The organism is Mucilaginibacter tolerans (genome assembly GCF_030519375.1).
GTDB lineage: Bacteria > Bacteroidota > Bacteroidia > Sphingobacteriales > Sphingobacteriaceae > Mucilaginibacter.
The window spans coordinates 16,318-40,269 of record NZ_JAUMKB010000025.1 but is presented as its reverse complement, the minus strand read 5'-3'; the positions used below and the strand labels follow the sequence as shown (position 1 = coordinate 40,269).

At 40.9% G+C, this 23,952-nt stretch carries 24 protein-coding genes; 11 read left to right on the top strand and 13 right to left on the bottom strand.

The features are described from left to right. Positions 1-75 precede the first annotated feature (75 nt). Positions 76-546, top strand: a complete 471-nt coding sequence (locus tag Q3A68_RS21945) for an Lrp/AsnC family transcriptional regulator (protein ID WP_302903290.1) — start codon at positions 76-78, stop codon at positions 544-546. A gap of 86 nt (positions 547-632) precedes the next feature. Here the strand turns inward: Q3A68_RS21945 and ung are convergent, their stop codons facing one another. Next, positions 633-1,310 (bottom strand): uracil-DNA glycosylase, encoded by a 678-nt coding sequence (ung, locus tag Q3A68_RS21940; RefSeq protein ID WP_302903289.1) that lies wholly within the window; start codon positions 1,308-1,310, stop codon positions 633-635. Positions 1,311-1,385: 75 nt separating this feature from the next. On the opposite strand from ung, the gene Q3A68_RS21935 reads away from it, so the two are divergent. After that, entirely contained in the window at positions 1,386-1,934 is a 549-nt protein-coding gene (locus tag Q3A68_RS21935; RefSeq protein ID WP_302903288.1) for a tetratricopeptide repeat protein, read from the top strand. A 35-nt stretch (positions 1,935-1,969) separates the two neighbouring features. Here Q3A68_RS21935 and Q3A68_RS21930 read toward each other — a convergent pair whose 3' ends face one another. From Q3A68_RS21930 to Q3A68_RS21900, 7 genes are all read right to left on the bottom strand, one after another. Next, positions 1,970-2,182, bottom strand: coding sequence for a hypothetical protein (locus tag Q3A68_RS21930; RefSeq protein WP_302903287.1), 213 nt, complete (start codon positions 2,180-2,182; stop codon positions 1,970-1,972). 165 nt (positions 2,183-2,347) lie between these two features. Beyond that, a complete protein-coding gene (gene lysS, locus Q3A68_RS21925; protein ID WP_302903286.1) occupies positions 2,348-4,072 on the bottom strand; it encodes a lysine--tRNA ligase in 1,725 nt (574 codons plus the stop codon). Positions 4,073-4,188: 116 nt separating this feature from the next. Then, entirely contained in the window at positions 4,189-4,407 is a 219-nt protein-coding gene (locus Q3A68_RS21920) for a hypothetical protein (RefSeq protein WP_302903285.1), read from the bottom strand. Between the two features lie 33 nt (positions 4,408-4,440). Beyond that, positions 4,441-6,354: an AMP-dependent synthetase/ligase gene (locus Q3A68_RS21915; RefSeq protein ID WP_302903284.1), complete on the bottom strand. Its 1,914-nt coding sequence runs from the start codon at positions 6,352-6,354 to the stop codon at positions 4,441-4,443. A gap of 133 nt (positions 6,355-6,487) precedes the next feature. Beyond that, positions 6,488-6,814, bottom strand: a complete 327-nt coding sequence (locus Q3A68_RS21910) for a HesB/IscA family protein (protein WP_302903283.1) — start codon at positions 6,812-6,814, stop codon at positions 6,488-6,490. A gap of 129 nt (positions 6,815-6,943) precedes the next feature. Next, positions 6,944-7,357 (bottom strand): Fe-S cluster assembly scaffold IscU, encoded by a 414-nt coding sequence (gene iscU, locus Q3A68_RS21905; protein ID WP_302903282.1) that lies wholly within the window; start codon positions 7,355-7,357, stop codon positions 6,944-6,946. 118 nt (positions 7,358-7,475) lie between these two features. Further along, entirely contained in the window at positions 7,476-8,687 is a 1,212-nt protein-coding gene (locus Q3A68_RS21900) for an IscS subfamily cysteine desulfurase (RefSeq protein WP_302903281.1), read from the bottom strand. Between the two features lie 109 nt (positions 8,688-8,796). On the opposite strand from Q3A68_RS21900, the gene mce reads away from it, so the two are divergent. After that, positions 8,797-9,198, top strand: a complete 402-nt coding sequence (gene mce / locus Q3A68_RS21895; protein ID WP_302903280.1) for a methylmalonyl-CoA epimerase — start codon at positions 8,797-8,799, stop codon at positions 9,196-9,198. Between the two features lies 1 nt (position 9,199). Here the strand turns inward: mce and Q3A68_RS21890 are convergent, their stop codons facing one another. Next, positions 9,200-10,171: an ion channel gene (locus Q3A68_RS21890; RefSeq protein WP_302903279.1), complete on the bottom strand. Its 972-nt coding sequence runs from the start codon at positions 10,169-10,171 to the stop codon at positions 9,200-9,202. Positions 10,172-10,486: 315 nt separating this feature from the next. Here Q3A68_RS21890 and trpD point away from each other — a divergent pair, with 315 nt between their 5' ends. The 4 genes from trpD to trpA all read left to right on the top strand — a co-directional run bounded on the left by trpD (position 10,487) and on the right by trpA (position 14,119). Beyond that, positions 10,487-11,479, top strand: coding sequence for an anthranilate phosphoribosyltransferase (gene trpD / locus Q3A68_RS21885; protein ID WP_302903278.1), 993 nt, complete (start codon positions 10,487-10,489; stop codon positions 11,477-11,479). Further along, positions 11,479-12,093: a phosphoribosylanthranilate isomerase gene (locus Q3A68_RS21880; protein ID WP_302903277.1), complete on the top strand. Its 615-nt coding sequence runs from the start codon at positions 11,479-11,481 to the stop codon at positions 12,091-12,093. The genes trpD and Q3A68_RS21880 overlap by 1 nt, the downstream gene beginning before the upstream one ends. Continuing rightward, complete coding sequence (trpB, locus tag Q3A68_RS21875; protein WP_302903276.1) at positions 12,090-13,271, top strand: tryptophan synthase subunit beta; 1,182 nt, start codon at positions 12,090-12,092, stop codon at positions 13,269-13,271. The genes Q3A68_RS21880 and trpB overlap by 4 nt, the downstream gene beginning before the upstream one ends. A 77-nt stretch (positions 13,272-13,348) precedes the next feature. Further along, positions 13,349-14,119, top strand: coding sequence for a tryptophan synthase subunit alpha (trpA, locus tag Q3A68_RS21870; RefSeq protein ID WP_302903275.1), 771 nt, complete (start codon positions 13,349-13,351; stop codon positions 14,117-14,119). Between the two features lie 45 nt (positions 14,120-14,164). Here trpA and Q3A68_RS21865 read toward each other — a convergent pair whose 3' ends face one another. From Q3A68_RS21865 to sucC, 3 genes are all read right to left on the bottom strand, one after another. Further along, positions 14,165-14,785, bottom strand: coding sequence for an L-threonylcarbamoyladenylate synthase (locus Q3A68_RS21865; RefSeq protein WP_302903274.1), 621 nt, complete (start codon positions 14,783-14,785; stop codon positions 14,165-14,167). A 133-nt stretch (positions 14,786-14,918) separates the two neighbouring features. After that, positions 14,919-15,461, bottom strand: a complete 543-nt coding sequence (locus Q3A68_RS21860; protein WP_302903273.1) for a YceI family protein — start codon at positions 15,459-15,461, stop codon at positions 14,919-14,921. A gap of 297 nt (positions 15,462-15,758) precedes the next feature. Further along, positions 15,759-16,952: an ADP-forming succinate--CoA ligase subunit beta gene (gene sucC / locus Q3A68_RS21855; RefSeq protein ID WP_302903272.1), complete on the bottom strand. Its 1,194-nt coding sequence runs from the start codon at positions 16,950-16,952 to the stop codon at positions 15,759-15,761. Between the two features lie 186 nt (positions 16,953-17,138). On the opposite strand from sucC, the gene Q3A68_RS21850 reads away from it, so the two are divergent. The 4 genes from Q3A68_RS21850 to Q3A68_RS21835 all read left to right on the top strand — a co-directional run bounded on the left by Q3A68_RS21850 (position 17,139) and on the right by Q3A68_RS21835 (position 20,334). Continuing rightward, a complete protein-coding gene (locus Q3A68_RS21850) occupies positions 17,139-17,792 on the top strand; it encodes an ABC transporter ATP-binding protein (protein WP_302903271.1) in 654 nt (217 codons plus the stop codon). A gap of 6 nt (positions 17,793-17,798) precedes the next feature. Beyond that, positions 17,799-18,107, top strand: a complete 309-nt coding sequence (locus Q3A68_RS21845; RefSeq protein ID WP_302903270.1) for a hypothetical protein — start codon at positions 17,799-17,801, stop codon at positions 18,105-18,107. After that, on the top strand, positions 18,094-18,711 hold the full coding sequence (locus Q3A68_RS21840; RefSeq protein WP_302903269.1) for an HAD hydrolase-like protein: 618 nt from the start codon (positions 18,094-18,096) through the stop codon (positions 18,709-18,711). Before Q3A68_RS21845 ends, Q3A68_RS21840 begins: the two co-directional genes overlap by 14 nt. Positions 18,712-18,774: 63 nt before the next feature. After that, the gene (locus tag Q3A68_RS21835) at positions 18,775-20,334 is read left to right on the top strand and encodes a S41 family peptidase (RefSeq protein WP_302903268.1); all 1,560 of its coding nucleotides are present in this window, start codon (positions 18,775-18,777) and stop codon (positions 20,332-20,334) included. Between the two features lie 61 nt (positions 20,335-20,395). Here the strand turns inward: Q3A68_RS21835 and smc are convergent, their stop codons facing one another. Beyond that, entirely contained in the window at positions 20,396-23,932 is a 3,537-nt protein-coding gene (smc, locus tag Q3A68_RS21830) for a chromosome segregation protein SMC (protein ID WP_302903267.1), read from the bottom strand. Positions 23,933-23,952: the final 20 nt, after the last annotated feature.

Here is a 23,952-nt window from a genome sequence, read left to right as displayed (position 1 = left end):
AATTTATTTTTGTTTAAGTACATTTGTGAGAAATTTTATTCTGCTGATGCAGGAAAAACTATATTTGTACTTACCATGGCAGCTGAACTCGATAAAATAGACCTCCAGATCCTTAGAACTTTACAGGAAAACGGCAGAATTACTAATTTGCAGCTATCAAATGAGATTGGCCTTTCGCCGGCTCCAACCCTCGAGCGTGTGCGTAAACTGGAAAATGCAGAGTATATCAAAAGCTATCACGCGCTGGTAGATGAAGAAAAACTTGGTTTAGGAATCAAAACGTTTATCCAGGTATCGTTAGACTTTCATAAAAATAACACCATCCAGGTGTTTCTGGACGAGATAAAAAATATCAAAGAGGTTACCGAATGCCACCATGTAACCGGTCAGTGCGATTTTCTGTTGAAGGTTTATGTCCGCGATATCAAATCGTACGAGCAACTGATCATGGAAAAAATTAGCCGTATCCCGGTTGTGAAAACATTTCAGACCATGATGATCATGTCGACCAGTAAGAAGGAACCTATAGTTCCGCTCGAATATTAATGTGCGGATTGCAGATGTGTAAATGTGCAGATGGAATCTTACAATAATCGATAGTCAAAGCATCCGCACATCCTCGCATTTGCATATCAATGAATTTGCCAGTCAATCGGCTTTTTCCCTTCTCTTATTAATATTTCGTTTGTTTTTGAAAATGGCTTTGAACCAAAAAAACCGCGATCAGCTGAAAAAGGTGAAGGGTGGGGCGATTTAATTATAAAGTGTTTGGATTTATCGATCAGCTCGGCCTTTGCCTGCGCATAAGCTCCCCAAAGAATAAATACAATGCCTTCCTTTTTATCGGAGATGGTTTGGATTACTTTATCAGTAAACTCTTCCCATCCTTTTTTCTGGTGTGACCCTGGGGTTCCGGCGCGAACAGTTAGGGTAGCGTTAAGCAGCATCACGCCCTGCTCGGCCCATTCGGTTAACTCGCCATGGTTAGGAATAACAAAACCGGGAATGTCAGCTGATAGTTCTTTGTAAATATTTTTAAGTGACGGTGGAGAGGTAATACCCCTTTGCACCGAAAAGGACAGCCCATGTGCTTGGTTTGGGCCGTGATAGGGGTCCTGCCCCAATATTAACACCTTTAATTTATCAAAGGGCGTTTTCCAGAAGGCATTAAATATATCAGCATTTCGGGGATAGGTGCGATGACCGGCATCTTGCTCCTCGTTCAAGAAATGCCTGAGTTTTTTCATATAGTCTTTTTCAAATTCGTCGTGTAAAACTTCCACCCAGGATGGTTCGAAATTTAATGCCATAAATATGCGCGTGGATATTGGTTAAGAATACAAATAAACGGATATTTGCATTCTATTTTTATAGCATATAAAATTATGTCGAATCTAGTACGATTAATTATTGCCTGCGTCGTGGCAGGAGCGGGCGTAACGCTTTGTGGCTTTGGTTTTTGGGGTTGGGGTATATCGGTATTTCTTTTAGGCGGACTTATCCTGCTTACTTTCTTTTTCAATGAAAATATGCTGATTGCACAGTTTTATCTGCGTAAAGATAATACAGCTAAAGCTGAACAGTGGTTAAATAAGATCACCAATTACGAAAACCAGTTAAACAAGAGCCAGCATGGTTATTATAACTTATTGATTGGTTTGCTGGAATCGCGCAAGGCGCCGATGAAATCAGAAAAATACTTTAAGAAAGCGCTTTCGTTAGGGATGAAGATGTCGCACAATGTGGCATTGGCTAAATTAAGCCTGGCAGGTATTGCGATGGCCAAACGCAACAAGCGCGAAGCGCAGATGTATTTGCAGGAAGCAACAAAGGATGATAAAAACAAATTGCTTGCTGACCAGATAAAGATGATGAAAGGCCAGCTTGCTCAAATGGATAAACAGGTGGTTCGTGGTGGATACCGCCAGTTCTAAAAAAAACAGCCTTTAAAAGAGAACACTTTTAAAGCCTATTTTTCGTCAATAAAGCTATAGTAGTCTGGCTCAGGCGAATTATTCTGTCTCGGCGACATATATCGCTCGGTTATAGAGTGATCATCAGAAGAAGGATTGGCTACTTCTACAATTTTCAATAGGCTTCTGATAAACGACAGATCGAAATTGCTACGGTTTAGCTTTATCAGGTATTCGTTTTCAGTAATTTCTAATATCGAGTTAGTCATGATTTCTGCATAATTTGTGTAATTATAAAATTATACAGAGAAATTGATACAAAAGTTTTATTTGTTTTATGATTTCATTAACAAATTGTTACCGGAAGTCGGTTTGTGGTGCGCAGTTGGCAGTCTGCGGTATAATAGTGCAAACTGCTAACCGGTAACTGTCAACTATTTTTCAAACCAGGCCATTACCACTTCTTTTGCCGGCATGGTAATGTCAAGCTTCAGTTTTTTGCGCATACCCCCCAGATCGTTAAATACTTTATTGGGATTTGCAGCTTTTAGCTCTTCAATGGTGTTGAAGCCCATTTGGTTAAGCACCTGCACCCATTCAGCAGGAACGCCTATTTTAATAAAATCATCTGCTGTAGCCACTTTAGCTTTTTTCTCCGGACGCATTTGCGGAAAGAATAATACTTCCTGTATGGTGTGTTGGTTGGTCATTAGCATTACAAAGCGGTCGATGCCAATACCCAAACCGGATGTGGGCGGCATGCCATATTCTAACGCGCGTAAAAAGTCATCATCCATTGCCATCGCTTCTTGGTCACCACGACCGGCCAGTTCCAATTGCTCTTCAAAACGCTGGCGCTGATCTATTGGGTCATTCAACTCTGAATAGGCATTGGCTATTTCCTTGCCGTTTACAAACAGCTCAAAGCGTTCAACCAAACCTTCTTTACTGCGGTGCTTTTTAGCAAGTGGCGTCATCTCGATAGGATAATCGGTAATATAGGTTGGCTGTATCAAGTTAGCTTCTACTTTGGCACTGAATATCTCGTCGATCAATTTGCCTTTGCCCATGGTATCATCGATCTCGATATTTAGATCGGCGCAGGTTTTCCTCAGAGCAGCCTCATCCATTGCAGATACGTCTATCCCGGTATATTTCTGGATAGATTCATACATGGTTAATCGGGTATAAGGTCCCGCAAAGTTGATCTCGTTTTCGCCTACCTGAACTACCGGAATACCATTAACCGCACGGGTTACATACTCCAGGCAGTTTTCAACCATCTCCATCATCCAGATATAATCCTTGTAAGCAACGTAGATCTCGACCGAGGTAAACTCAGGGTTGTGGGTGCGGTCCATACCTTCGTTACGGAACATCTTACCGAATTCATACACACCGTCAAATCCGGCTACGATCAACCTTTTTAAGTATAATTCATTAGCGATACGCAGGAAAAGCTGCATATCTAACGTATTGTGATGTGTTTTGAAAGGCCGTGCCGCTGCGCCGCCGTGTATTGCCTGCAGAATTGGGGTTTCTACCTCCATCCATCCCTGCGAGTTAAAGTAATCGCGCATTGAGCTGATTACTTTCGAGCGTTTCATAAATATCTGCTTAAACTCTGGGTTTACTGTCAGATCGACGTAACGCTGACGATAGCGCAATTCAGGGTCAGTAAAGGCATCATGAATATTTCCTTCTTCATCCCGTTTAACGATCGGCAGTGGTTTTAACGATTTAGATAGTAATGTAAATTCCTGCACATGAACAGAAACCTCACCGGTTTGAGTGGTGAAAACATAACCTTTTACCCCGATGTAGTCTCCTAAATCCAGCAGTTTTTTAAATACAGTATTGTAGAGCGTTTTATCTTCACCCGGGCAGATATCATCACGTTTAAGATAAATCTGTATACGCCCGGTAGAATCTTGCAATTTAGCAAATGAGGCGCTTCCCATCACGTTGAAACTCATTATCCTGCCGGCGATAGTGACCTGTTTATAGGTATCCGGAAATTTTTCAAAGTTTTCCAAAATATCCTGCGCGGTGGCAGTGACCTTAAACTCTTCGGGCGGGTAAGGATTGATGCCCAGCGCGCGGAGTTGATTTAGCTTCTCGCGGCGCAAAATTTCCTGTTCGGATAAAACGATACTCATAGTCTTTATTAAGGCTGCAAAAATAGCGTTTTTTTAGATTTGCGAGGTGAGATTTGCGATATGACTTTGTATTTAGGCAGATATGCCTAGAACATGTCTAATACGGTCGAAAAAACTTATGCTTTTAATATTTTTAACTGATTTATGCTTCTCTCAATTTGCTCAAGCTCGGCAAGGAAATTTGTCAGGCTGACTAATTTATTAAATTCATTCTCCATCCCCGGACGATTTAACCGATCAATTTTTTTCTTCACCTCAGCTTTGGTCGCAGAAAGTGCTGTTGTAAAATCGGGCAAAATTTTTGCGTAAAAATTATTGTTAGGTGATATGTCCATGGTATGTGATTTGAACAAATGAATTAAATGATGTTAATCTACCTCGGCCTCCTGTAAATACATATCATCAATAGCTTCGGCGTATTTTTTCTCTATTACTTTGCGCTTAGCCTTCATGGTAGGAGTGATCTCGCCCTCATCCATACTGAACGGATTGCGCTTCACCTTGAAGTTTTTGATCCGCTCAAACTTGGCCAGTTCGATTGATAAACGTTTGACGTCGCGGGCGATCCAGTCGACTATTTCCGAATCTTCTATAAACAGATCAGGATTAGTGAAAAACTCTTCCGTAAGGCCAAATGTTTCTTGCATAATCTCTTTGGCGGGTACAATAATGGCTGTGATATATTCGCGTTTATCACCCACTAAAAATATCTGTTCTATCCGTGAGCTTTTTAAATAAGTGTTCTCAACAGGAGTAGGGTAAATGTTTTTACCATAAGCGTTTACCAGCATGTTTTTCAGCCTGTCGGTAATTTGCAGATTGCCTTTGTAAAAGCGGCCTATATCACCCGTGTGGAACCAGCCATCGGGGTCAATTACATTGGCAGTTTCCTCTGGTTTGTTCCAGTAACCTTTCATTACGCAATGCCCGCGAACAATGATCTCGCCTTCTTCTGACTGAAAATCTTGCTTAAAAGTATGATGCGTTTGGACAGTGTAGATCTCTTTTGTATCTACGTTTTGTATCGCTACCTCAATACGTGGTATTATGCGGCCCACCGTTCCATAGATCACCCGTTCATTTTCTGTAACAGCCATTACAGGTGAAGTTTCTGTTAATCCAAATCCTTCTAATACTTTGATTCCCAGGTCTCCAAAAAATTCTCCAATGTTTTTTGGTAATGCGCCTCCGCCGGATATAAGGAACTTTAACCGCCCGCCGGTCTTTTCTTTTATTTTACTGAATACCAGCTTTTCTGCAATCCTGTGCTGGCCGCGAAGTATTAGTCCTGGCTTTTTCCCACCCTCATACTGTAACCTGTATTTTTTGCCAATACCAAGCGCCCAGAGGAAAATTTTAGTTTTTGCGCCACCAGCTGACAAACCATTTTTCATGGCCCTGTCGTGAATACGCTCCAGCAAACGGGGTACACAGCACATAATGGTTGGTCTTACCTCTGCCATGTTTTTGGCCAACAAGTCTAAGCTTTGGGCGAATGCGATCTGGCAGCCTTCATGTAAACAGATATGGTATGTGGCCGTGCGCTCAAATACGTGTGAAAGTGGCAAAAAGGACAGGAATATATCTGTCTTTTCCAAGACCTGAATTTGCTCAAGACTGGCCCGAACATTTTCCGTAAGGTTGTGATGAGTTAGCATGACGCCCTTAGGAATACCTGTAGTACCCGAAGTATAAATAAGGCATGATAAATCGGACGGTAAAATAGCCTCGCGCGCGCTGTTGATAGCATGGCGATATTTGTCAACTATTTGTTTGCCTTCTTCAATTACTTCATGAAACCCGATAACCCCGGCGTTGAGGCTTACTTTCTCAGTATATTTCTCATAGTCATCAAAAGCAGGTAGGATGCGTATAAGATCAGGGCAATTGTTGGCTGCTTTAATTACTTTTCTGAATAAAAACGGGTTGCCGACAAGAATGGTTTTTGCACCGGAATCATTTAAAATATACTCAATTTCGCTTTCTGAAAGAGTAGGATATATCGAGGTATTTACAGCGCCGATTTGCTGTAATGCCTGATCATAATATACGTAATCAGGACCGTTTTCAATAATTAGAGCCAAACGGTCACCTTTCATGATACCCATATCCAAAAACCAGGCGGATATAGCATCAGCCTTCTCTATGGTTTCACGATAGGAAATACTTACCCAGCCATCCTTTACTTTATGTGTCATAAATGTATGAGTGTCGGGATGGATATTGGCAACAACGTTGCGTATTAGACTCGGAACAGTCGATCGACCAGCTACTGTATTCATTAAATAATCAGGTTGTAAAATTGATTTTCCAGATAAATATAGGATGATTATACCGAATTATAAAAGCAATTACACCGATTCTATTTTATAGAACCGGTGTAATCGGAATAAATCTGCGAAATCAACAATAATATTATACTGAGAAACTTTCACCGCAACCGCAAGTACGGGTTGCATTAGGGTTGTGAAAGTTAAAGCCTTTGCCATTCAACCCGTCTGAAAAATCAAGCTCAGTGCCGGCAAGGTACAGGAACGACTTCATATCTAAAGCCAAACGAATTCCTTTGTCTTCAAAAAATTGGTCACCCTTTTTTATTTCATTATCAAAATCAAGGTTATAAGACAAGCCGGAGCATCCACCTCCCTGCACCGATACCCGCAGAAAATAAGAACCATCCAGGTTCGAATCCCGCATCAGGTGATCTATCTTTCCTTTTGCTTTATCTGTTATAGTTACCATTTTTGAGATTTGAGATTTGAGATTTGAGATTTGAGATTTGAGATAGACTCAAATTTTCAAGCTCAAATCAGTTCACAACTAGGCCAGATACAAGAGTTTCACATCTCATATCTAACATCTCACATCTGATTAGTGATGTGTTTTTTCGCTTACAATTGGCGTTAAGCCATTTTTTACGCGATAATCGTTAATAGCTGCTTTGATCGCATCTTCCGCCAATACGGAGCAGTGAATTTTTACCGGTGGTAAAGCCAATTCTTCAACGATATCCATATTATCGATCTTCATCGCATCGTCGATGGATTTACCTTTAAGCCACTCGGTTGCCAGTGACGAAGAGGCGATAGCTGAACCGCAGCCAAATGTTTTGAATTTAGCATCAGTGATGACATTGTTATCATCAACCTGGATCTGCAGGCGCATAACGTCGCCGCACTCAGGGGCACCAACCAAGCCAGTGCCAACTTTGTCGCTGCTTTTATCCAAAGTACCAACGTTGCGCGGATTGGTATAGTGATCAATTACTTTATCTGAATAAGCCATAGCTTTAATTTTTTAATTTGTCAATTTGAAGATTTGAAAATGAATTCAAATCCAGTTAATTTTTTAATTATTATACTGCAATTTTCAAATCTTCAAATTGCAGCATCTTCAAATTATCTTAGTGTTCCGCCCACTCAATTGAGTTAAGGTCGATACCTTCTTTGAACATTTCCCATAGTGGTGAAAGTTCGCGCAGGTGAGTAACCGATTTTTTGGTTACTTCAACAGCATAATCAACTTCCTCTTCGGTGGTAAAACGACCTAATCCGAAACGGATAGATGAATGCGCCAGGTCATCGGACAAGCCTAAACTCTTCAATACATATGATGGTTCAAGTGATGCTGATGTACAGGCAGAACCTGACGAAACGGCCAGATCTTTCATTGCCATCATTAATCCTTCACCTTCTACGTATTTGAATGATATATTGGCTACATGCGGCAAACGATGTTCAATATTACCGTTCACATAGCTTTCTTCCAGCACTAAAAGTGATTTTTGTAGTTTATCGCGCAGAACAGATAAACGTTTTGCTTCGCTTTCCATTTCCTGCATGCAAAGTTCACAGGCTTTTCCAAAACCAACAATGCCCGGAACATTCAAGGTGCCAGACCGCATACCGCGCTCGTGGCCGCCGCCGTCCATTTGTGCAGTAACTTTAACACGTGGTCCTTTACGACGTACATATAATGCACCTACACCTTTAGGACCGTATATTTTATGTGCGCTAAAAGCTAACAGGTCAATTCCGTCAGCATTTACATCAACAGGGATTTTACCAACAGCTTGTGTAGCGTCTGTCATGAACAGCGCACCATATTTATGTGCAATAGCGGCAATTTCTTTTATAGGTTGAATTACGCCGATCTCGTTGTTGCCATACATTATGGAAACCAAAATAGTTTCTTTGGTCATAGCAGCTTCCAACTCGTTCAGGTCGATCATGCCATCTTCCTTAACCGGTAAATAAGTAACCTTTCCGCCTAGTTTTTCGATGTGTTTACAGGTGTCCAGTACAGCTTTATGCTCGGTAACCGCAGTTATAATGTGGTTGCCTTTGTCCTGGTACATTTCAAAAACACCTTTTATAGCCAGGTTATCGGCTTCGGTAGCGCCTGAGGTAAAGATGATCTCTTTTTCAGTTGCACCAATAATTTTGGCTACCTGTTCACGTGCGTAATCAACAGCTTCTTCTGCCACCCATCCAAATGCATGATTGCGGCTCGCGGCATTACCAAATTTCTGGGTAAAATAGGGCACCATCGCATCCAGTACCCGTGGGTCCATGGGCGTTGTGGCATTATTATCCAGGTATATAGGAATGTTCATATTTTATATCTAATTATTAACAATACAAAGATATGCAAAGTTTTTATTTAAAATCATTCAAAACAAGGACGAATAATCAGATAAAGGTAATTATTTGCAATATTTGGGTATGAGAAAGATCGAGCACATTGGTATTGCTGTAAAGGATATTGCTGGGGCAGGCATGATTTATGAAAAGCTTTTAAATACAACGGTATATAAAATAGAAGATGTTGCATCAGAGGGAGTTAGAACTGCGTTCCTGAAATCCGGTCCAAATAAAATAGAATTGCTCGAGCCCTCATCTGCCGATAGCCCTATCCATAAATTTATCGAAAAAAGGGGCGAGGGGATACACCACATAGCCTTTGATGTAGAGGATATTGTAGCCGAGATGGCACGGTTGAAAAAGGAAGGTTTTGTATTATTAAATGATCAACCCAAAGAAGGCGCAGATAATAAATTAATTTGTTTCCTGCATCCAAAAGGCGCTAATGGCGTGCTGATCGAGCTTTGTCAGACCAAACTGTAAGTTAAGCCGGGCTCTGTTGCGTTAAACTCGGCTCCAGTTTTGAAAAATCACTGATCTTGCTCAAATCTAATACAATCCTGCCATCCTCTTCGCGGTCAAATGCCGGGTTGAATTTGGCGTCCCATACCAAATGTTCACATTGATAGGATGTTCGTGAATGTACTGTTTGCGAAAAAGTATCATCAAACGCCTTTAATAAGATGGCAAAACTTGCCTGAGAGTTTTTTAAATCATCAAGAGTAATATCTTTCAACGGACTGTTTTCGTCAAGCGGATGCACAACGGTCCAGCTTAAAGTTAGTATGCTTACCCTTTTCCTTTCCAGTTCGAGCGGGAAGAACCTTCTCACCTTTTTTCCGTCGACATCTTCATTATAAGAAAATGTGATCTCCATTTGAAGATCTATCAGCGTACTGCGGCGTAAGTTGGCGAGCCGGAACATAATTCCTTTACCTCCATCTTTATATGGTGAGATCAATAGGTTTTGGCTGTAAACGATTTTGGCTGTTGGTCTTGAAAAACGGCCGTATAATAAACCTGTAGCGAGAGCAAAGGCGAGCAATCCCATCATAGATTCTAAGGCAGCAACACTGTTTGCGGCCATCCCCTTTGGACTGATGTGCCCATAGCCAACTGTCGAAATAGTTTGCGCTGAAAAGAAAAAAGCGTCCCAAAAATGCTGATAGGTGTTGGCTCCTTCAGCCCCGTTAAGGTTTTGTACACCTATAAAAAGGTAAATAAAAGCAAATAAAGTATTAATAATCAAGTAGCCACACAATACAATCAGCCAGAATTTGCCCCAGCTCATGGTAATCAGCTTATGGTAATTATCTGCGGTATTATAAAATGGTAGACCTTTGCGTTTTACATTGACTGATCCATCCTGCCTGATGAGCGGCTGATTTTTGAGAACAGGCTGCGTGCCAAATCCAAGGTCATCTTCGGGATTAAATTTACGTTTGTGGATAGCCATGCTGTGGTTGGTTGTAGTTGTTGTATTGGTTTTAAAGGTTATAAAGGTTGCAGAAATTGGAAGAAAAAATCAAATATTTCAACCAATACAACTTCTCCAACCACTGCAACTTCACCCCAATTTTCAGTAAAAATATCATTCCCCTTGCTTTTAGTAAAAACTATTTCCATATTTGTCACACAAGACCATGAATAAAGTATTAAACAACAATTGGTGGTGGCTTAACGAGTAATCGTAAGGCAGTCCCGTGTTTGTTTAAAAATGATATATACAAGAGGGTTGCCACAAGGCAGCCCTTTTTTATTAGCTATTAGCATGAAAGCAATATTAAACCATTTATTTGAGCATAAAACATTTACCCGCGAACAGTCGAAGGAAATTTTGACCAGCATTGCGCAGGGAAAATATAATAATTCGCAAATGGCGGCATTTATGACAGCCTATTGCATGCGTACAATTACGGTTGATGAGTTGGAAGGCTTCCGGGACGCAATGCTTGACTTGTGTTTGCCTGCTAACCTGGAGACAAATGAGTTAGTCGATCTTTGCGGAACAGGAGGAGACGGAAAGGATACCTTTAATATTTCTACACTCGCCTCATTTATTGTGGCAGGTGCAGGGTATAAAGTAGCTAAACATGGTAATTATGGTGTATCATCGGGCTGTGGCTCATCCAATGTGATGGAATTTCTGGGTTATCAGTTTACTAATGAAAGCGATAAACTCAACCGGAGCATTGATAAAGCCAATATATGCTTTCTGCATGCACCGTTATTTCACCCTGCAATGAAAACGGTCGCGCCAATACGAAGGGAGTTGGGTGTAAAAACCTTCTTTAACATGCTGGGGCCGATGGTGAATCCAGCCAAACCAAAGAACCAGATGGTAGGGGTATTTAACCTGGAATTAGCTCGTATATATGCCTATCTGTATCAGAAATCAGATGTAAAATACACTATCCTGAATGCATTGGATGGTTATGACGAAATATCATTAACCGGCGACTTCAAAACGTTCTCTGCCGAAGGTGAGAGAATCAACAGCATTGAAAGTCTGGGTTTTGAACGACTTGATCCGGCAGAGATAGGAGGGGGGAGTACTGTGAAAGAATCGGCAGATATATTTATGAATGTGTTAAATGGAGATGGCACTACTGCTCAGAACAATGTAGTGATATGTAATGCGGCTTTGGCCATTAAGACAATTCATCCAGAGAGAACATTTGGCGACTGCTTTTATGAGGCCGATGGGGCTTTGTTGAGCAAGAGAGCATTAAACAGTTTTAAAACATTGATCAGCAGCAACTAATGCAGATAAAGATATGCGGACTGAAACACCGGGACAATATTGAAGCCATTGCAGCATTTAAGCCTGATTATGTTGGGTTTATCTGTTATGCGCCTTCACCGCGTTTTGCTGCCGAACTGGATGATGAAGTATTGGCTGTTGTGCCCGAAACAATTGCTAAGACAGCTGTTTTTGTCAATGAGACGGCAGAAACGATAGACCAGTTGATCGACAAATATCATTTTGATGCGATTCAATTGCATGGTAATGAAGACCCTGATTTTTGCGCAAGATTTAAAGGCGATGTAACTGTGCTGAAGGCTTTTGGTATTGACGGGGATTTTGATTTTGAAAGACTGAATCCGTACGTTGGTAGTGTCGACTTTTTTCTGTTCGATACCAAAACAGATAAGCATGGCGGCTCTGGGAAAAGCTTTGACTGGTCATTACTGGATAAATACGAACTGGATGTCCCTTTCTTTTTAAGCGGGGGACTGGGCATGGATAATCTGGAGGAGGTGAAATCGATCAAGCACCCTCAATTTTATGGAGTTGACCTGAACAGTCGCTTTGAAATTGAACCGGGATTAAAAGATATTGAAAAATTAAAAAACGCATTCGAACTATTACGATGAAATACGGAGTTAACGAGCACGGGTATTACGGCGATTTTGGCGGGGCTTATATCCCCGAAATGCTGTATCCTAATGTGGAAGAACTAAGACAGCAATATGTCCAGATACTTAATGATCCTGGGTTTAAGGCTGAGTTTGATCAGCTTTTAAGGGACTATGTAGGTCGGCCTTCACCACTATATCCGGCAAAAAGATATTCTGAGAAATATGGTGCCAATATATTTTTCAAGCGCGAGGACCTGAACCATACAGGTTCACATAAGATTAATAACGCTATCGGGCAGATATTGCTGGCGCGCCGCCTTGGTAAAAAACGAATCATCGCTGAAACCGGTGCAGGTCAGCATGGTGTGGCTACTGCGACTGTTTGCGCTTTAATGGGTATTGAATGCGTAGTATATATGGGTGAGGTGGATATGGAACGCCAGGCGCCAAACGTTTCGCGTATGAAAATGCTGGGCGCAAAGGTGGTTCCGGCTACATCAGGCAGTAAAACATTGAAGGATGCTACGAACGAGGCTATGCGCGACTGGATCAATAACCCGGTTGATACGCATTATATTATTGGTTCGGTTGTGGGGCCATATCCTTATCCGGAGATGGTGGCGCAGTTCCAATCGATCATTTCACTGGAAACAAAAAAGCAATTATTGGAGCATACCGGAAATGAATTACCTCAATATGTAATGGCCTGTGTGGGCGGTGGCAGCAATGCGATGGGAATGTTCTACCATTTTTTGGATGATGAATCTGTTCAGTTGATCGCAGTTGAAGCCGCAGGGAAGGGCGTAGAAAGCGGGCACTCAGCAGCTACAACTTTCCTAGGCCGTGAGGGGGTCTTGCATGGCAGTCGTACTATTCTAATGCAAACTGATGATGGACAGGTAGTAGAACCTTATTCTATCTCGGCGGGTTTGGATTATCCGGGAATCGGTCCGCAGCATGCCCATTTATACAAAATAAAGCGTGCGCAATATGTAAATATCACTGATGACGAAGCTCTGCAAGCAGGTTTATTGTGCTCGCAACTTGAAGGAATTATCCCGGCTATAGAAACAGCACATGCGCTGGCCTATTTAGAAAAGATGACTTTTAAAAACGATGATAATGTAGTGATCTGCATTTCGGGCAGGGGGGATAAGGATTTGAGTACATATATTAAATATTTCGGATATTAACTGTCCATGGACCATGGTCGATAGTCCATGGTCTTTTTGTTTTACTGTGGTCTATTGACCATTGACTATTGACCAAAATGAACCGACTGAACAAACTCTTCGAATCAAAAAAAGATAACCTGTTATCCATCTATTTTACTGCGGGGTATCCAGAACTGAATACAACGCTTGACATTGCGGAATCATTGGAAAAAGCGGGTGTGGATTTCCTGGAAATAGGTTTCCCATATTCGGACCCGGTTGCTGATGGCCCTACCATTCAGCATAGCTCTGAAAAGGCGTTGGAAAATGGAATGAACCTAAACCAATTGTTTGAAGAGCTGAAAGATTTACGCAAGCGTATCAGCATACCTATCTTGTTAATGGGTTATGTAAACCCTATGGTTCAGTATGGTATCGAAAGGTTCTGCAAAAAAGCAGCTGAAGTTGGAGTGGATGGTGTCATCGTACCCGATTTGCCGATGTATGAATATGAAGCTTTGTACTCCAAATACTTCACTGAAAATGGCCTGAGCAATATCTTCCTGGTTACCCCGCAAACATCTGAGGACCGCATCAGAAAGATCGACGGCCTGACCAATAGCTTTATTTACCTGTTGTCTTCCTCATCCATCACTGGGAAAAACCTTCAGGTATCCAATGCTATCGAGGATTATTACAAACGCATTAAATCCATGCAACTGAAAAATCCGGCAGTAATTGGTTTTGGTATTTCCAACAACGAAACCTTTACAAAAGCTTGTGAATATGCCCGTGGCGCTATTGTTGGCAGTGCGTTTGTGAAGTTTTTGGAGACTGAGAATTACTTGGAGAAGATACCGGAGTTTGTAAAGGCAATTAGACTTTGAGTAGAATTACGAAGTTTTCAAAACTTCGTAATTCTCAAGTAATTCTTACAAATACAACTCCAAATCCCCCTTACCCTCACGAACAACTTCAAATTCACCTTGGGTACAATCCACAACAGTTGATGGTATATTTCCACCATAACCACCATCAATTACAATATCAACCTGATCTTCATATTTCTCTTCAATCAGTTCAGGATCGGTAGAATATTCAATGATATCATCATCATCGTGGATAGATGTTGAAAGTATCGGATGGCCCAGCACTCTTACTATCTCGCGTGCTATACTATTGTCCGGAACGCGGATACCCACTGTTTTTTTATTAGAACTTAATAGCTTCGGTACGTTGTGATTTGCATTAAAAATAAAGGTAAATGGTCCCGGTAAAGCCTTTTTAAGTACGCGAAACGTGGCATTGTCAATTGGTTTGATATAATCCGATATATGGCTCAGGTCATAGCAGATAAATGAGAAATTGGCTTTCTCCGGTTTGATCCGCCTGATCTGGCATATCTTTTCAATAGCTTTTTGATTGGTAATATCGCAGCCCAAACCGTAAACGGTATCAGTAGGATAGATGATCAATCCACCGCGACGAAGTACGTCGGCTATCTGTTCAATTGCTTTCGGGTTTGGGTTTTCGGGATATATCTTTATTAGCATAGTGATTTAACAAATATACCCTCTGACAGCTTTAAAAAAGAAAAAGCCAATTGTTTTCACAAATGGCCTTCAAATAATCTTATGTAAGTCAATCAATCAACTTAATCAACCAATCAACTCAATCTAACTAAAATTACTGTTGTTTTGTAAGCTGTGCGTTGATGGTCAGCTTAATATCTTCGCCAACTACTACTGAGCCTGCTTCTGTTACGCCGTCCCAGGTTAAACCAAACTCTTTACGATTGATTTTGCCAGTGATTTCGAAACCAGCTTTGGTGTTACCATAAAAATCAGTAGCTGAACCGCCGAATTCAACATCAAGTTTAACTGGCTTAGTAACGTCTTTAATAGTCAGATCGCCCTTTAATTCATATTCGTCATCATCAGTTTTCTTGAAAGAAGTTGACTGAAATTTGATATGTGGATATTTTTCAGATTCAAAAAACTCAGGACCTTTCAGGTGCTCATCACGCATGGTCTGGTTGGTATCGATGCTATTGATATCAATAGAGAAGTTGATTTTCGCGTCCTGGAAATCTTCATTTTCAGATTCTACTGTTCCTTCAAAACTTTTGAAGAAACCACTTACAGTTGAGATAACAAGGTGTTTAACCTTAAACTGTACTTCGGAATGCATTGGGTCAATTGCCCATTTTGTTGCTGTTTGTGTTTCCATGATCTTTAATGATTGTTTTATGAATCAAAGGTAAATAATATATGTTTAAACATCTATTTTATTTTCGAAGATTACATTTTGTCGACAAATCGTATAGACTTTAACCCATCAGTGTGGTTTTTGTTCATATGAAACAATGAAATCAGTTAATAGAACAAATCTTTATTTTAAATATTACCTGAACATGAAGGCAATAAAAAAAGCCCGTTAAGGGCTCTTTTTAATATCGGATTTCGAATGTTGAATTTCGACTATAGAAACTAATCTCTGATTAACTAGTTAACTGATCTCTAACTACTACTTCTTCAACACTTCCTCTACACGTTGAGCAGCTTCTTTCAGCAGGATAGCAGAGTACACTTTCAAACCTGATTCATCGATCAACTTTTTAGCTTCTTCAGCATTTGTACCTTGCAGACGAACGATGATAGGAACCTTGATATTTCCTAATTCCTTATAAGCATCAATCACACCTTGTGCCACACGGTCACAACGAACGATACCTCCGAAAATGTTGATCAGGATAGCTTTTACATTCGGATCTTTAAGGATAATATTGAAAGCAGCCTTAACAGTTTCAGCATTGGCCGTACCGCCTACGTCAAGAAAGTTGGCAGGCTCACCACCGGCAAGCTTGATTATATCCATTGTAGCCATTGCCAAACCGGCGCCGTTTACCATACAACCAACGTTTCCGTCAAGTTTCACATAGTTAAGGTTTGATTTGCTGGCTTCAACTTCGTTAGGATCTTCTTCATGGAAGTCGCGCAGGTCAGCAAAATCCGGGTGACGGAATAAACCGTTATCATCCAGGTTTACTTTAGCGTCCACAGCTAATATTTTATTGTCAGATGTTTTTAAAACAGGGTTGATTTCGAACAGAGATGAATCTGTCGCATCATAAGCTTTATACAAAGCAGTCACAAATTTCACCATGTCTTTAAAGGCATCACCCGAAAGGCCTAGATTAAAAGCAATCTTACGTGCCTGAAATGGCTGTAAACCTACTTTCGGATCAATTTCTTCTTTAAATATCAGGTGAGGGGTATGTTCAGCTACATGCTCGATATCCATACCACCCTCTGTAGAATACATTACAATATTGCGGCCTTTTGCGCGGTCAAGCAATACACTTACGTAGAATTCTTTCGTTTCACTTTCTCCCGGATAATAAACATCCTGGGCTACTAATACCTTATGTACTTTTTTGCCTTCAGGGCCGGTTTGCGGGGTTACCAATTGCATGCCTAAAATGGCTGCTGCTTTTTCCCTAACCTCATCCATGTTTTTTGCCAGCTTAACGCCACCGCCTTTACCGCGACCGCCGGCATGTATTTGCGCTTTAATTACTACCCAACTTGATCCTAAATCTCCCTTTAATTTTTGAGCGGCTGCGGCTGCCTGTTCAACAGTATCGGCAACAATGCCTTCCTGCACCCTTACTCCAAAGCTTTTTAAAATGGCTTTACCCTGGTATTCGTGAATATTCATGTTGTGTGAAGAATTTGCGCCAAAGCTAATTCTTTTTGTTGAAATGTTGTAAAGTTGAAAGGCTGAAATCTCGGAAGAGATCAGAATAACTTGAAAAAATGGATTTACATTAACAAATAGCGAAAATTGAGGCAAAAAAAATAACTTTACAACCTTAAAACGTTCCAACTTTACAACGAATTACCCATGCTCAAGGCCCACGCTATACATAAATCATACGGACAGCTTAAGATATTGAAAGGGGTAGATTTTGAAGTAAAAAAAGGAGAGATCGTTACTATTGTCGGAGCGTCAGGTGCAGGGAAGAGCTCATTATTAAATATATTGGGTACGCTCGATAAACCTGATTCGGGAAGTGTGGTTATTGGTAATACGGATGTTAGTAAGCTTAATAACAAAGATCTGAGTGCGTTCAGGAACAAACAGATCGGCTTTGTATTCCAATTTCACCACCTGCTTGTCGAATTTAATGCGCTCGAGAACGTATGTATCCCGGCATTGATAGCTGGTGATAACCGGGTAGTCGCCGAAAAAAAAGCACAGCTATTACTAAATAGGTTGGGGTTAAAAGACAGGATGACACATAAGCCTGGTCAGCTTTCGGGCGGCGAACAGCAAAGAGTGGCCGTTGCGCGTGCATTGGTTAATAATCCGGCAATGATTTTTGCAGATGAGCCATCAGGTAACCTGGATTCAACCAATGCCAACGAATTACATCATTTATTCAGTGAATTAAGGGATGAGTTTCATCAAACCTTTGTGATAGTTACGCATAACGAACATCTGGCCGAGTTATCCGACAGGAAAGTGCTGATGAAAGATGGTTTAATTGTTCAATAAACAAAAGTGTATACGCTTATTACAGCAGCCGCAACAGCAGAAGCATACCGATTGAAAAACGCGTTGAATAAAGATGATGTGATATTGGGTGATTATATCGAATTGCCTGATATATTGGTTAGATCGGGTAAAGTGATTGCCCTGCCCAATCCTAAAAATTCTGCCTATACACACCAGGTGTTGGCTTTATGCCTTGATAAAGGTATCAGTAATGTATACGCTCTGCGCGAAGAAGAAAAAGAGTTGTTACAGAATGCAAAACAATTGTTTGGCGAATACGATATACAAATAGAGACTGCTGATGATAAAATATAGCGAGATCGATCCACGCAAAGATGCCTTTATATTTGAGCTGGATGATGTTCTTTATCCAGAGAAAGACTACTTGTATCAAATTTACTACCTCTTTACTGCTTTTTTGGAATACACGGAGATGATCGACGCTAAAGAAGCAACCTCATTTATGGTGGATACGTACTTAGCAGAAGGGAAGGAGGTCGTTTTTGATCGCCTGAAGGAAAAACTGGGGCTTGATGAGAAATACAGGCAAAACTTTAAGCATTTGAATATTACTGCCAAATTACCTTTAAAACTGTTACTGGATGAAGCTTTGCTTGTTTTTATGCAGGATATAGTGATTGACCGTAAGAAGATTTTTATCCTTACCAATGGTACTCCTGAACAGCAGCTAAATAAGATAAAACAAACGGAATGGCATGGGCTCGAGCCTTATCTTACCTGTTATTTTGCGGATGAGATAGCGCCCAAGCCCGAAACCGATAGCTTGGATTTACTGATAAAAAACCATAACTTACAACGACGAAATATTTTGATGATCGGAAATTCAGATGTGGACCGACAATGCGCAGATGCTTCCGGTGTAGATTTAATTAAACCAATAGAGTTTTCAGAGGTCTGACTATAACATAATTTTGTATATTTCGTTTAAGTCAAGATATTTCAGAGTCATAACTACTACAACATGAAAAGATTTTTTTACTTAACTTTTGCTCTTGGCGTTTTGTTTTTTACTGCTTGTAAGAGCAATAAGAAAAGTAACCCATCACCTGTGGGGCCAGATGCTCCCGGAACCACACTTGATAAGATTAAAGATTCGGTGTTTTTGTATGCTAAAGAAGATTATTTGTGGTACAATTCTTTACCTACATATGCAACATTTAACCCAAGATCATTTACTGGAGCCGATGATATTACTGCATTAACCAACGAGGTTAACGCTATCTCACAGTATGCGATCAACCCTGCTACGAGCCAGCCCTATGAATATTATTCAGACGGCCCCGGAGAAGCCAAATATTCTTTTATAGACGACGGAACTGTTTCGGGAGAATTAAACGGCGTTCATGGTGATTTTGGCTTTGCTCCATTTTATAATCTGGTTAATGACTTGCGTGTAAAATATGTTTACCCGGGTTCTCCTGCTGATCTGGCAGGTATCAAACGCGGTTACCAGATAACCAGCATCAACGGCAATTCAAGCGTATCATATGATGGACCTGGTTATGGAAACAGTACCAATCTTAATTTCGTAATCAATGCTTATTCCAATAGTAATACCATCTCAATGACCTTAAAGAAGCCGGATGGTACCACACTCACTGTTGCAAATATGAATGTATCTACTTATACAGTTAACCCTGTTTTAAAAGATACCGTATTTGATCAGGGCAACGGGCATAAAGTAGGCTATATCGTATTCAACAGTTTTACTTCAGGTGCTAACGCTGATCCAAAACTTGATCCAGTGTTTGCTGATTTTGCAGCGCAGGGTGTTACGGACCTGGTAGTTGACCTTCGTTATAATGGCGGTGGATATGTATCGACTGCAGAGCATATTGATAACCTGATCGTCCCTTCTTCAAAATCAGGTACTTTAATGTATAACACTTACTATAATGATATACTAACCAATGGGAAAGAAGTTTTATTGAAAAACCAATGGCGAAAGGATCAAACAACAGGCCAGGATTACAATTATGGTCAGTTTAGCTATTCTGTTGCAGATAATGCGGTTAACTTCACCAAGGCAGGATCATTAAATGTGAACAGGGTATTCTTTATCATCACCGGGTCAACCGCATCAGCAAGTGAGTTGACCATTAACAATCTGCGCCCGGTTATGGACGTACAGTTTATAGGTGAAACAAGCTATGGCAAACCAGTAGGTTTCTTCGACATAGATATTAATAAGTACCAAATGTATGTTCCCGAATTTTATACTCAAAACTCAGCAGGTCAGGGAGGATATTATGGTGGATTTACGCCTGGCACAAGTACCTATCCTGGTGTAGCAGACTACGACGATGTGACTAAAGACTTTGGTGATCCGACAGAGGGGCTTTTGGCGCACGTTTTAAATTATGTTAAAACAGGCACCTATGCCGTAAAAACTCAGGCAATACAAAGCGTTCAGGCAAAATATGGTACTTTCTCCATGGCTGTACAAACTGCTGCAGCGCATAAAATGGATCAGCATAAATTTACTGGCATGATCTTTAATAACATCAAGAAGAAAAAATAAGATTTTTGATTGATAGGTGTCACAAAGGCATAGAGTATTACTTTACGCCTTTCGTTTTTGGTTAATCAGCAAGCTCCCTGAGATCTACAGGAACAACCCGTGATATTCCCTGTTCAACCATTGTCACTCCGTAAATTACATCGGTGCTGGCAATGGTTCTTTTATTGTGGGATACGATGATGAATTGTGATTGTCCCGAGAATTCGCGTATGATATTATTGAATTTATCAATATTGGTATCATCCAATGGTGCATCCACCTCATCAAAAATACAGAATGGGGCAGGTTTGAGCAGATAAAGCGAAAAAAGAATAGCAGTCGCGGTCAATGTTTTCTCACCGCCCGAAAGTTGATTGATGGATAACGGCCGTTTCCCTTTTGGACGGGCTATAATATCGATATCAGATTCTAATGGATTTTCAGGATCAGTTAATATCAGATCGCAAGAGTCCTCTTCATTGAACAGTGAACGGAATACTTTGATAAAGTTTTCCCGCACATTGGTAAATGCTGTCATGAATTTTTCTCGCGCTGTGTCATCAATTTCCTGGATAGTCTTCAGTAATGATGCTTTTGCTTCGAGTAAGTCTTTCTTCTGCGATTGAATAAACTCAAAACGCTGGTTCATCTCATTATAAGCTTCAACAGCTAATGGGTTAATTGGCCCGAATTCATCCAGTTGCCGTTTTAACTTGTCGGTTTTTTCACGCAGATCACCTTCATTTTCATTTTCGGGCGCTCCAGTGTCCAGCAATTCGTTGATGTCGATATTAAACTCTACTGATAACCTTTCCTTTAATGCGTTCAGCTCAATCTTCAGGTTATTCTTTTGATCTTTCAGCTCATTTTCAATCACTTCCGCCTGATCCTTTTTACGACGCAGTGCTGTTATATCATTTTCTGTTTCGGTGATTTTGCCGCGCCAGGTATAATATTCCTGTTCAGCTTGCTGAGTGGCTTTTTCAAGTTCGTCCTTTTGGCTATACATTTCCAGTAGATCTTCATCGGAATGCCCTGCCTGTGCCAGGTTTTCGCCGATTGCCTGCTTTACTTTCTCCAGCTCTGTACTGTTTTGTGTAATCCGGCTTTCGAGACTTTCTTTCTGAGTTTCGCGATAGTCCATGTCCTTCACCAATCCAGACACTTTATTCTGCTGCTGATGAAAACGGATATTTTCCTGATTGTATCGGTTTGATTGCACGGAGGTGTATTCGTTCAACTCATTAAACGTCAATTGCTTTTCATTAAGCAGATCGCTTTGAATATCCTTTTGTGTTTTCAGTTCCGCAAGCTCGGGCTGTAAACGCAGCATGTCGTCTTTAATGCTATTTATCTTTTGTGCTATATCCTCTTTCCGGTTGCGGCTGTTCTCAATAAAGGCCTGGTATTGTTCCTGCCGCGTTTTTACGGTGATCAACTCTGTATTGAGACGATTAAGGTCTTGTTGCTGCTGATTGATCTCACTACTTTTGCCTGCGGCTTTTAATGCCGTCAGTTTACTCTGCAGTTCTTCCGCTTTATGGCGAAGATTGATCAACCCATTGTCAATAGTTTTGATCTCTTTAGCCAGATTTTCCAGGTTTTTAGCGCGACCGATACGCTTACCCTCAAACAAGCCAACGGAGCCGCCGGCCATAGTAAATTTCGATTTATTGAACTTACCACTCTTGCCAATCAGAACAAGATCACCATGAATTGCAGTATTATTCAGGTCATTTTCCGTTGAATCATTTACCAGGTAAACATTTTTCAATAAATGATTGCAGAGACCGAGGTATCGTTTTTCAACTTCTATTACACTTAAAGCAGGTATGGCATCTGCAATTGGTGCAGGAGTAATACCTGAATTGTCGTAATTGCTTAGTACAAAAAACTGGGCACGGCCTTTTGATGAATTGCTCAATAGATTGATAGCTGAAATTGCTTCGTCATAATTTTCAACTACATAGTAGTTCATCAATGGCTCAAGGTAGTTTTCTATGGCAACCCGGTATTCTTCCTGGCAAAAAAGTATATCACTGAACAAGGGAGCACTTTTAGCCCAGCCTGCAGTCTTTTTCAGAAAACGGATGGATTCAGGGAAGCCTTCCAGGCTGTCCACCATGCTTTTGGTAAGGTTATACTCGTTTTGTTTGGCATCCAGTTTACGACTTTCTTTAATGATGGTGTCCTTTGCAATTTCCGATTCAGCTACAGTATCTTTTATTTGTTGTTGTAGTTTATTCTCAAATTCGACAAGTGTTTCCAGGTCTTTTTCCATCGACTCGGCCCGGCTTTGCAGCCCTGCAACTACCTGGGTAAAATGCGAAAGTTCCGCCTCTTTACTGGTCGCATCCTCAATGTTCCGTTGACTTTCCTGCTCTAAGGCCTGCTCCTGTATCTGCAAAATATCGATGTCTTTTTCGGTTTTGTAGATCTGGTTTTGCAAGCGGTTATTAATGCTGGTCAGCTCATTTAGTTCTGCGCGGGCTGATCCTTGTTGCTCGCGCAGTTCGTCAACAGCTAGTTTCAGATCGCTCACCAAAACTCGTATAACTTCAAGGTTCTCATCTTCCTGTGCCTTTTCTTCGGCAAGGCGTTTGATATTATATAAAACGTGATTCAATTGATTGCGGTCACGTTCTAACTCTTCATTTAACCTTCCTTCTTTGTCCTGTTGGAATTTAAGATGCTCGTTTTTGATCTTTTTCTCGCTCTCATAAGCCCTGATCTTGGAAACATACTCGTTAGTAGCTTTTTGTTGGGTCGATAGATTTTTTTCTTTTGTCAGACTATCCAGTTTTTGCTGTTGCAGACCTGCCTCCAGGCTATCTATTTGGGCTACGATACCCAGTTTCTCACCATGTTGTTTCTGCTCCTGTTCGTCGATCTTATTCAGCGATTCGCTAAAAGAGATGATCTTGAAAGAAGCCAGCATGACGCTCAAGGTTTTATATTGCTCCTTAAGCCTGTAATAGCGTTCTGTCTTTTTTGCCTGGTTCTCTAAGGTTTTAAGATTTTTTTCGATCTCTGACAACAAATCCTCTACACGCTCCAGATCGGCTTCGGTATCTTTCAGTTTATTGAAAGTTTGTTTTTTGCGGAGTTTATATTTGGATATGCCGGATGCTTCCTCAAATAGATTTCGGCGAGAACCTTCCTTGTTATTGATGATCTCGTCGATCATTTTCAACTCGATAATAGAGTAAGAGTCAGCCCCGATACCTGTATCAAGGAAAAGATCAGTGATGTCCTTTAAACGGCATTGAACGTCATTCAGCCGGTATTCACTCTCACCCGCGCGATAAAGCTTACGGGTTACAGTAACCTGCGAATACTCTGTAGGAAGTATGTTTTTGGTATTATCAAAAGTGAGCGAAACCTCGGCCAGGTTAGCGGCCTTGCGATTTTTGCTACCATTGAATATAATGTTCTCCATTTTTTCGGAACGGAGCATACGGGTACTTTGTTCGCCCAATACCCACCGGATAGCGTCAACTACATTGGATTTACCGCAGCCATTCGGACCCACAATAGCCGTAACGCCCTCATTAAAATTGATCGTTATCTTATCGCCGAAGCTCTTAAATCCCTTAATCTCTAATTTGCTAAGCTGCATTAACCTGCTTTTTTATACGC

Excerpts from the sequence above, each read along its gene's own strand:
- Q3A68_RS21945 (WP_302903290.1), top strand. The coding sequence starts at position 76 with ATGGCAGCTGAACTCGATAAAATAGACCTCCAGATCCTTAGAACTTTA.
- ung (WP_302903289.1), bottom strand. The coding sequence starts at position 1,310 with ATGGCATTAAATTTCGAACCATCCTGGGTGGAAGTTTTACACGACGAA.
- Q3A68_RS21935 (WP_302903288.1), top strand. The coding sequence starts at position 1,386 with ATGTCGAATCTAGTACGATTAATTATTGCCTGCGTCGTGGCAGGAGCG.
- Q3A68_RS21930 (WP_302903287.1), bottom strand. The coding sequence starts at position 2,182 with ATGACTAACTCGATATTAGAAATTACTGAAAACGAATACCTGATAAAG.
- lysS (WP_302903286.1), bottom strand. The coding sequence starts at position 4,072 with ATGAGTATCGTTTTATCCGAACAGGAAATTTTGCGCCGCGAGAAGCTA.
- Q3A68_RS21920 (WP_302903285.1), bottom strand. The coding sequence starts at position 4,407 with ATGGACATATCACCTAACAATAATTTTTACGCAAAAATTTTGCCCGAT.
- Q3A68_RS21915 (WP_302903284.1), bottom strand. The coding sequence starts at position 6,354 with ATGAATACAGTAGCTGGTCGATCGACTGTTCCGAGTCTAATACGCAAC.
- Q3A68_RS21910 (WP_302903283.1), bottom strand. The coding sequence starts at position 6,814 with ATGGTAACTATAACAGATAAAGCAAAAGGAAAGATAGATCACCTGATG.
- iscU (WP_302903282.1), bottom strand. The coding sequence starts at position 7,357 with ATGGCTTATTCAGATAAAGTAATTGATCACTATACCAATCCGCGCAAC.
- Q3A68_RS21900 (WP_302903281.1), bottom strand. The coding sequence starts at position 8,687 with ATGAACATTCCTATATACCTGGATAATAATGCCACAACGCCCATGGAC.
- mce (WP_302903280.1), top strand. The coding sequence starts at position 8,797 with ATGAGAAAGATCGAGCACATTGGTATTGCTGTAAAGGATATTGCTGGG.
- Q3A68_RS21890 (WP_302903279.1), bottom strand. The coding sequence starts at position 10,171 with ATGGCTATCCACAAACGTAAATTTAATCCCGAAGATGACCTTGGATTT.
- trpD (WP_302903278.1), top strand. The coding sequence starts at position 10,487 with ATGAAAGCAATATTAAACCATTTATTTGAGCATAAAACATTTACCCGC.
- Q3A68_RS21880 (WP_302903277.1), top strand. The coding sequence starts at position 11,479 with ATGCAGATAAAGATATGCGGACTGAAACACCGGGACAATATTGAAGCC.
- trpB (WP_302903276.1), top strand. The coding sequence starts at position 12,090 with ATGAAATACGGAGTTAACGAGCACGGGTATTACGGCGATTTTGGCGGG.
- trpA (WP_302903275.1), top strand. The coding sequence starts at position 13,349 with ATGAACCGACTGAACAAACTCTTCGAATCAAAAAAAGATAACCTGTTA.
- Q3A68_RS21865 (WP_302903274.1), bottom strand. The coding sequence starts at position 14,785 with ATGCTAATAAAGATATATCCCGAAAACCCAAACCCGAAAGCAATTGAA.
- Q3A68_RS21860 (WP_302903273.1), bottom strand. The coding sequence starts at position 15,461 with ATGGAAACACAAACAGCAACAAAATGGGCAATTGACCCAATGCATTCC.
- sucC (WP_302903272.1), bottom strand. The coding sequence starts at position 16,952 with ATGAATATTCACGAATACCAGGGTAAAGCCATTTTAAAAAGCTTTGGA.
- Q3A68_RS21850 (WP_302903271.1), top strand. The coding sequence starts at position 17,139 with ATGCTCAAGGCCCACGCTATACATAAATCATACGGACAGCTTAAGATA.
- Q3A68_RS21840 (WP_302903269.1), top strand. The coding sequence starts at position 18,094 with ATGATAAAATATAGCGAGATCGATCCACGCAAAGATGCCTTTATATTT.
- Q3A68_RS21835 (WP_302903268.1), top strand. The coding sequence starts at position 18,775 with ATGAAAAGATTTTTTTACTTAACTTTTGCTCTTGGCGTTTTGTTTTTT.
- smc (WP_302903267.1), bottom strand. The coding sequence starts at position 23,932 with ATGCAGCTTAGCAAATTAGAGATTAAGGGATTTAAGAGCTTCGGCGAT.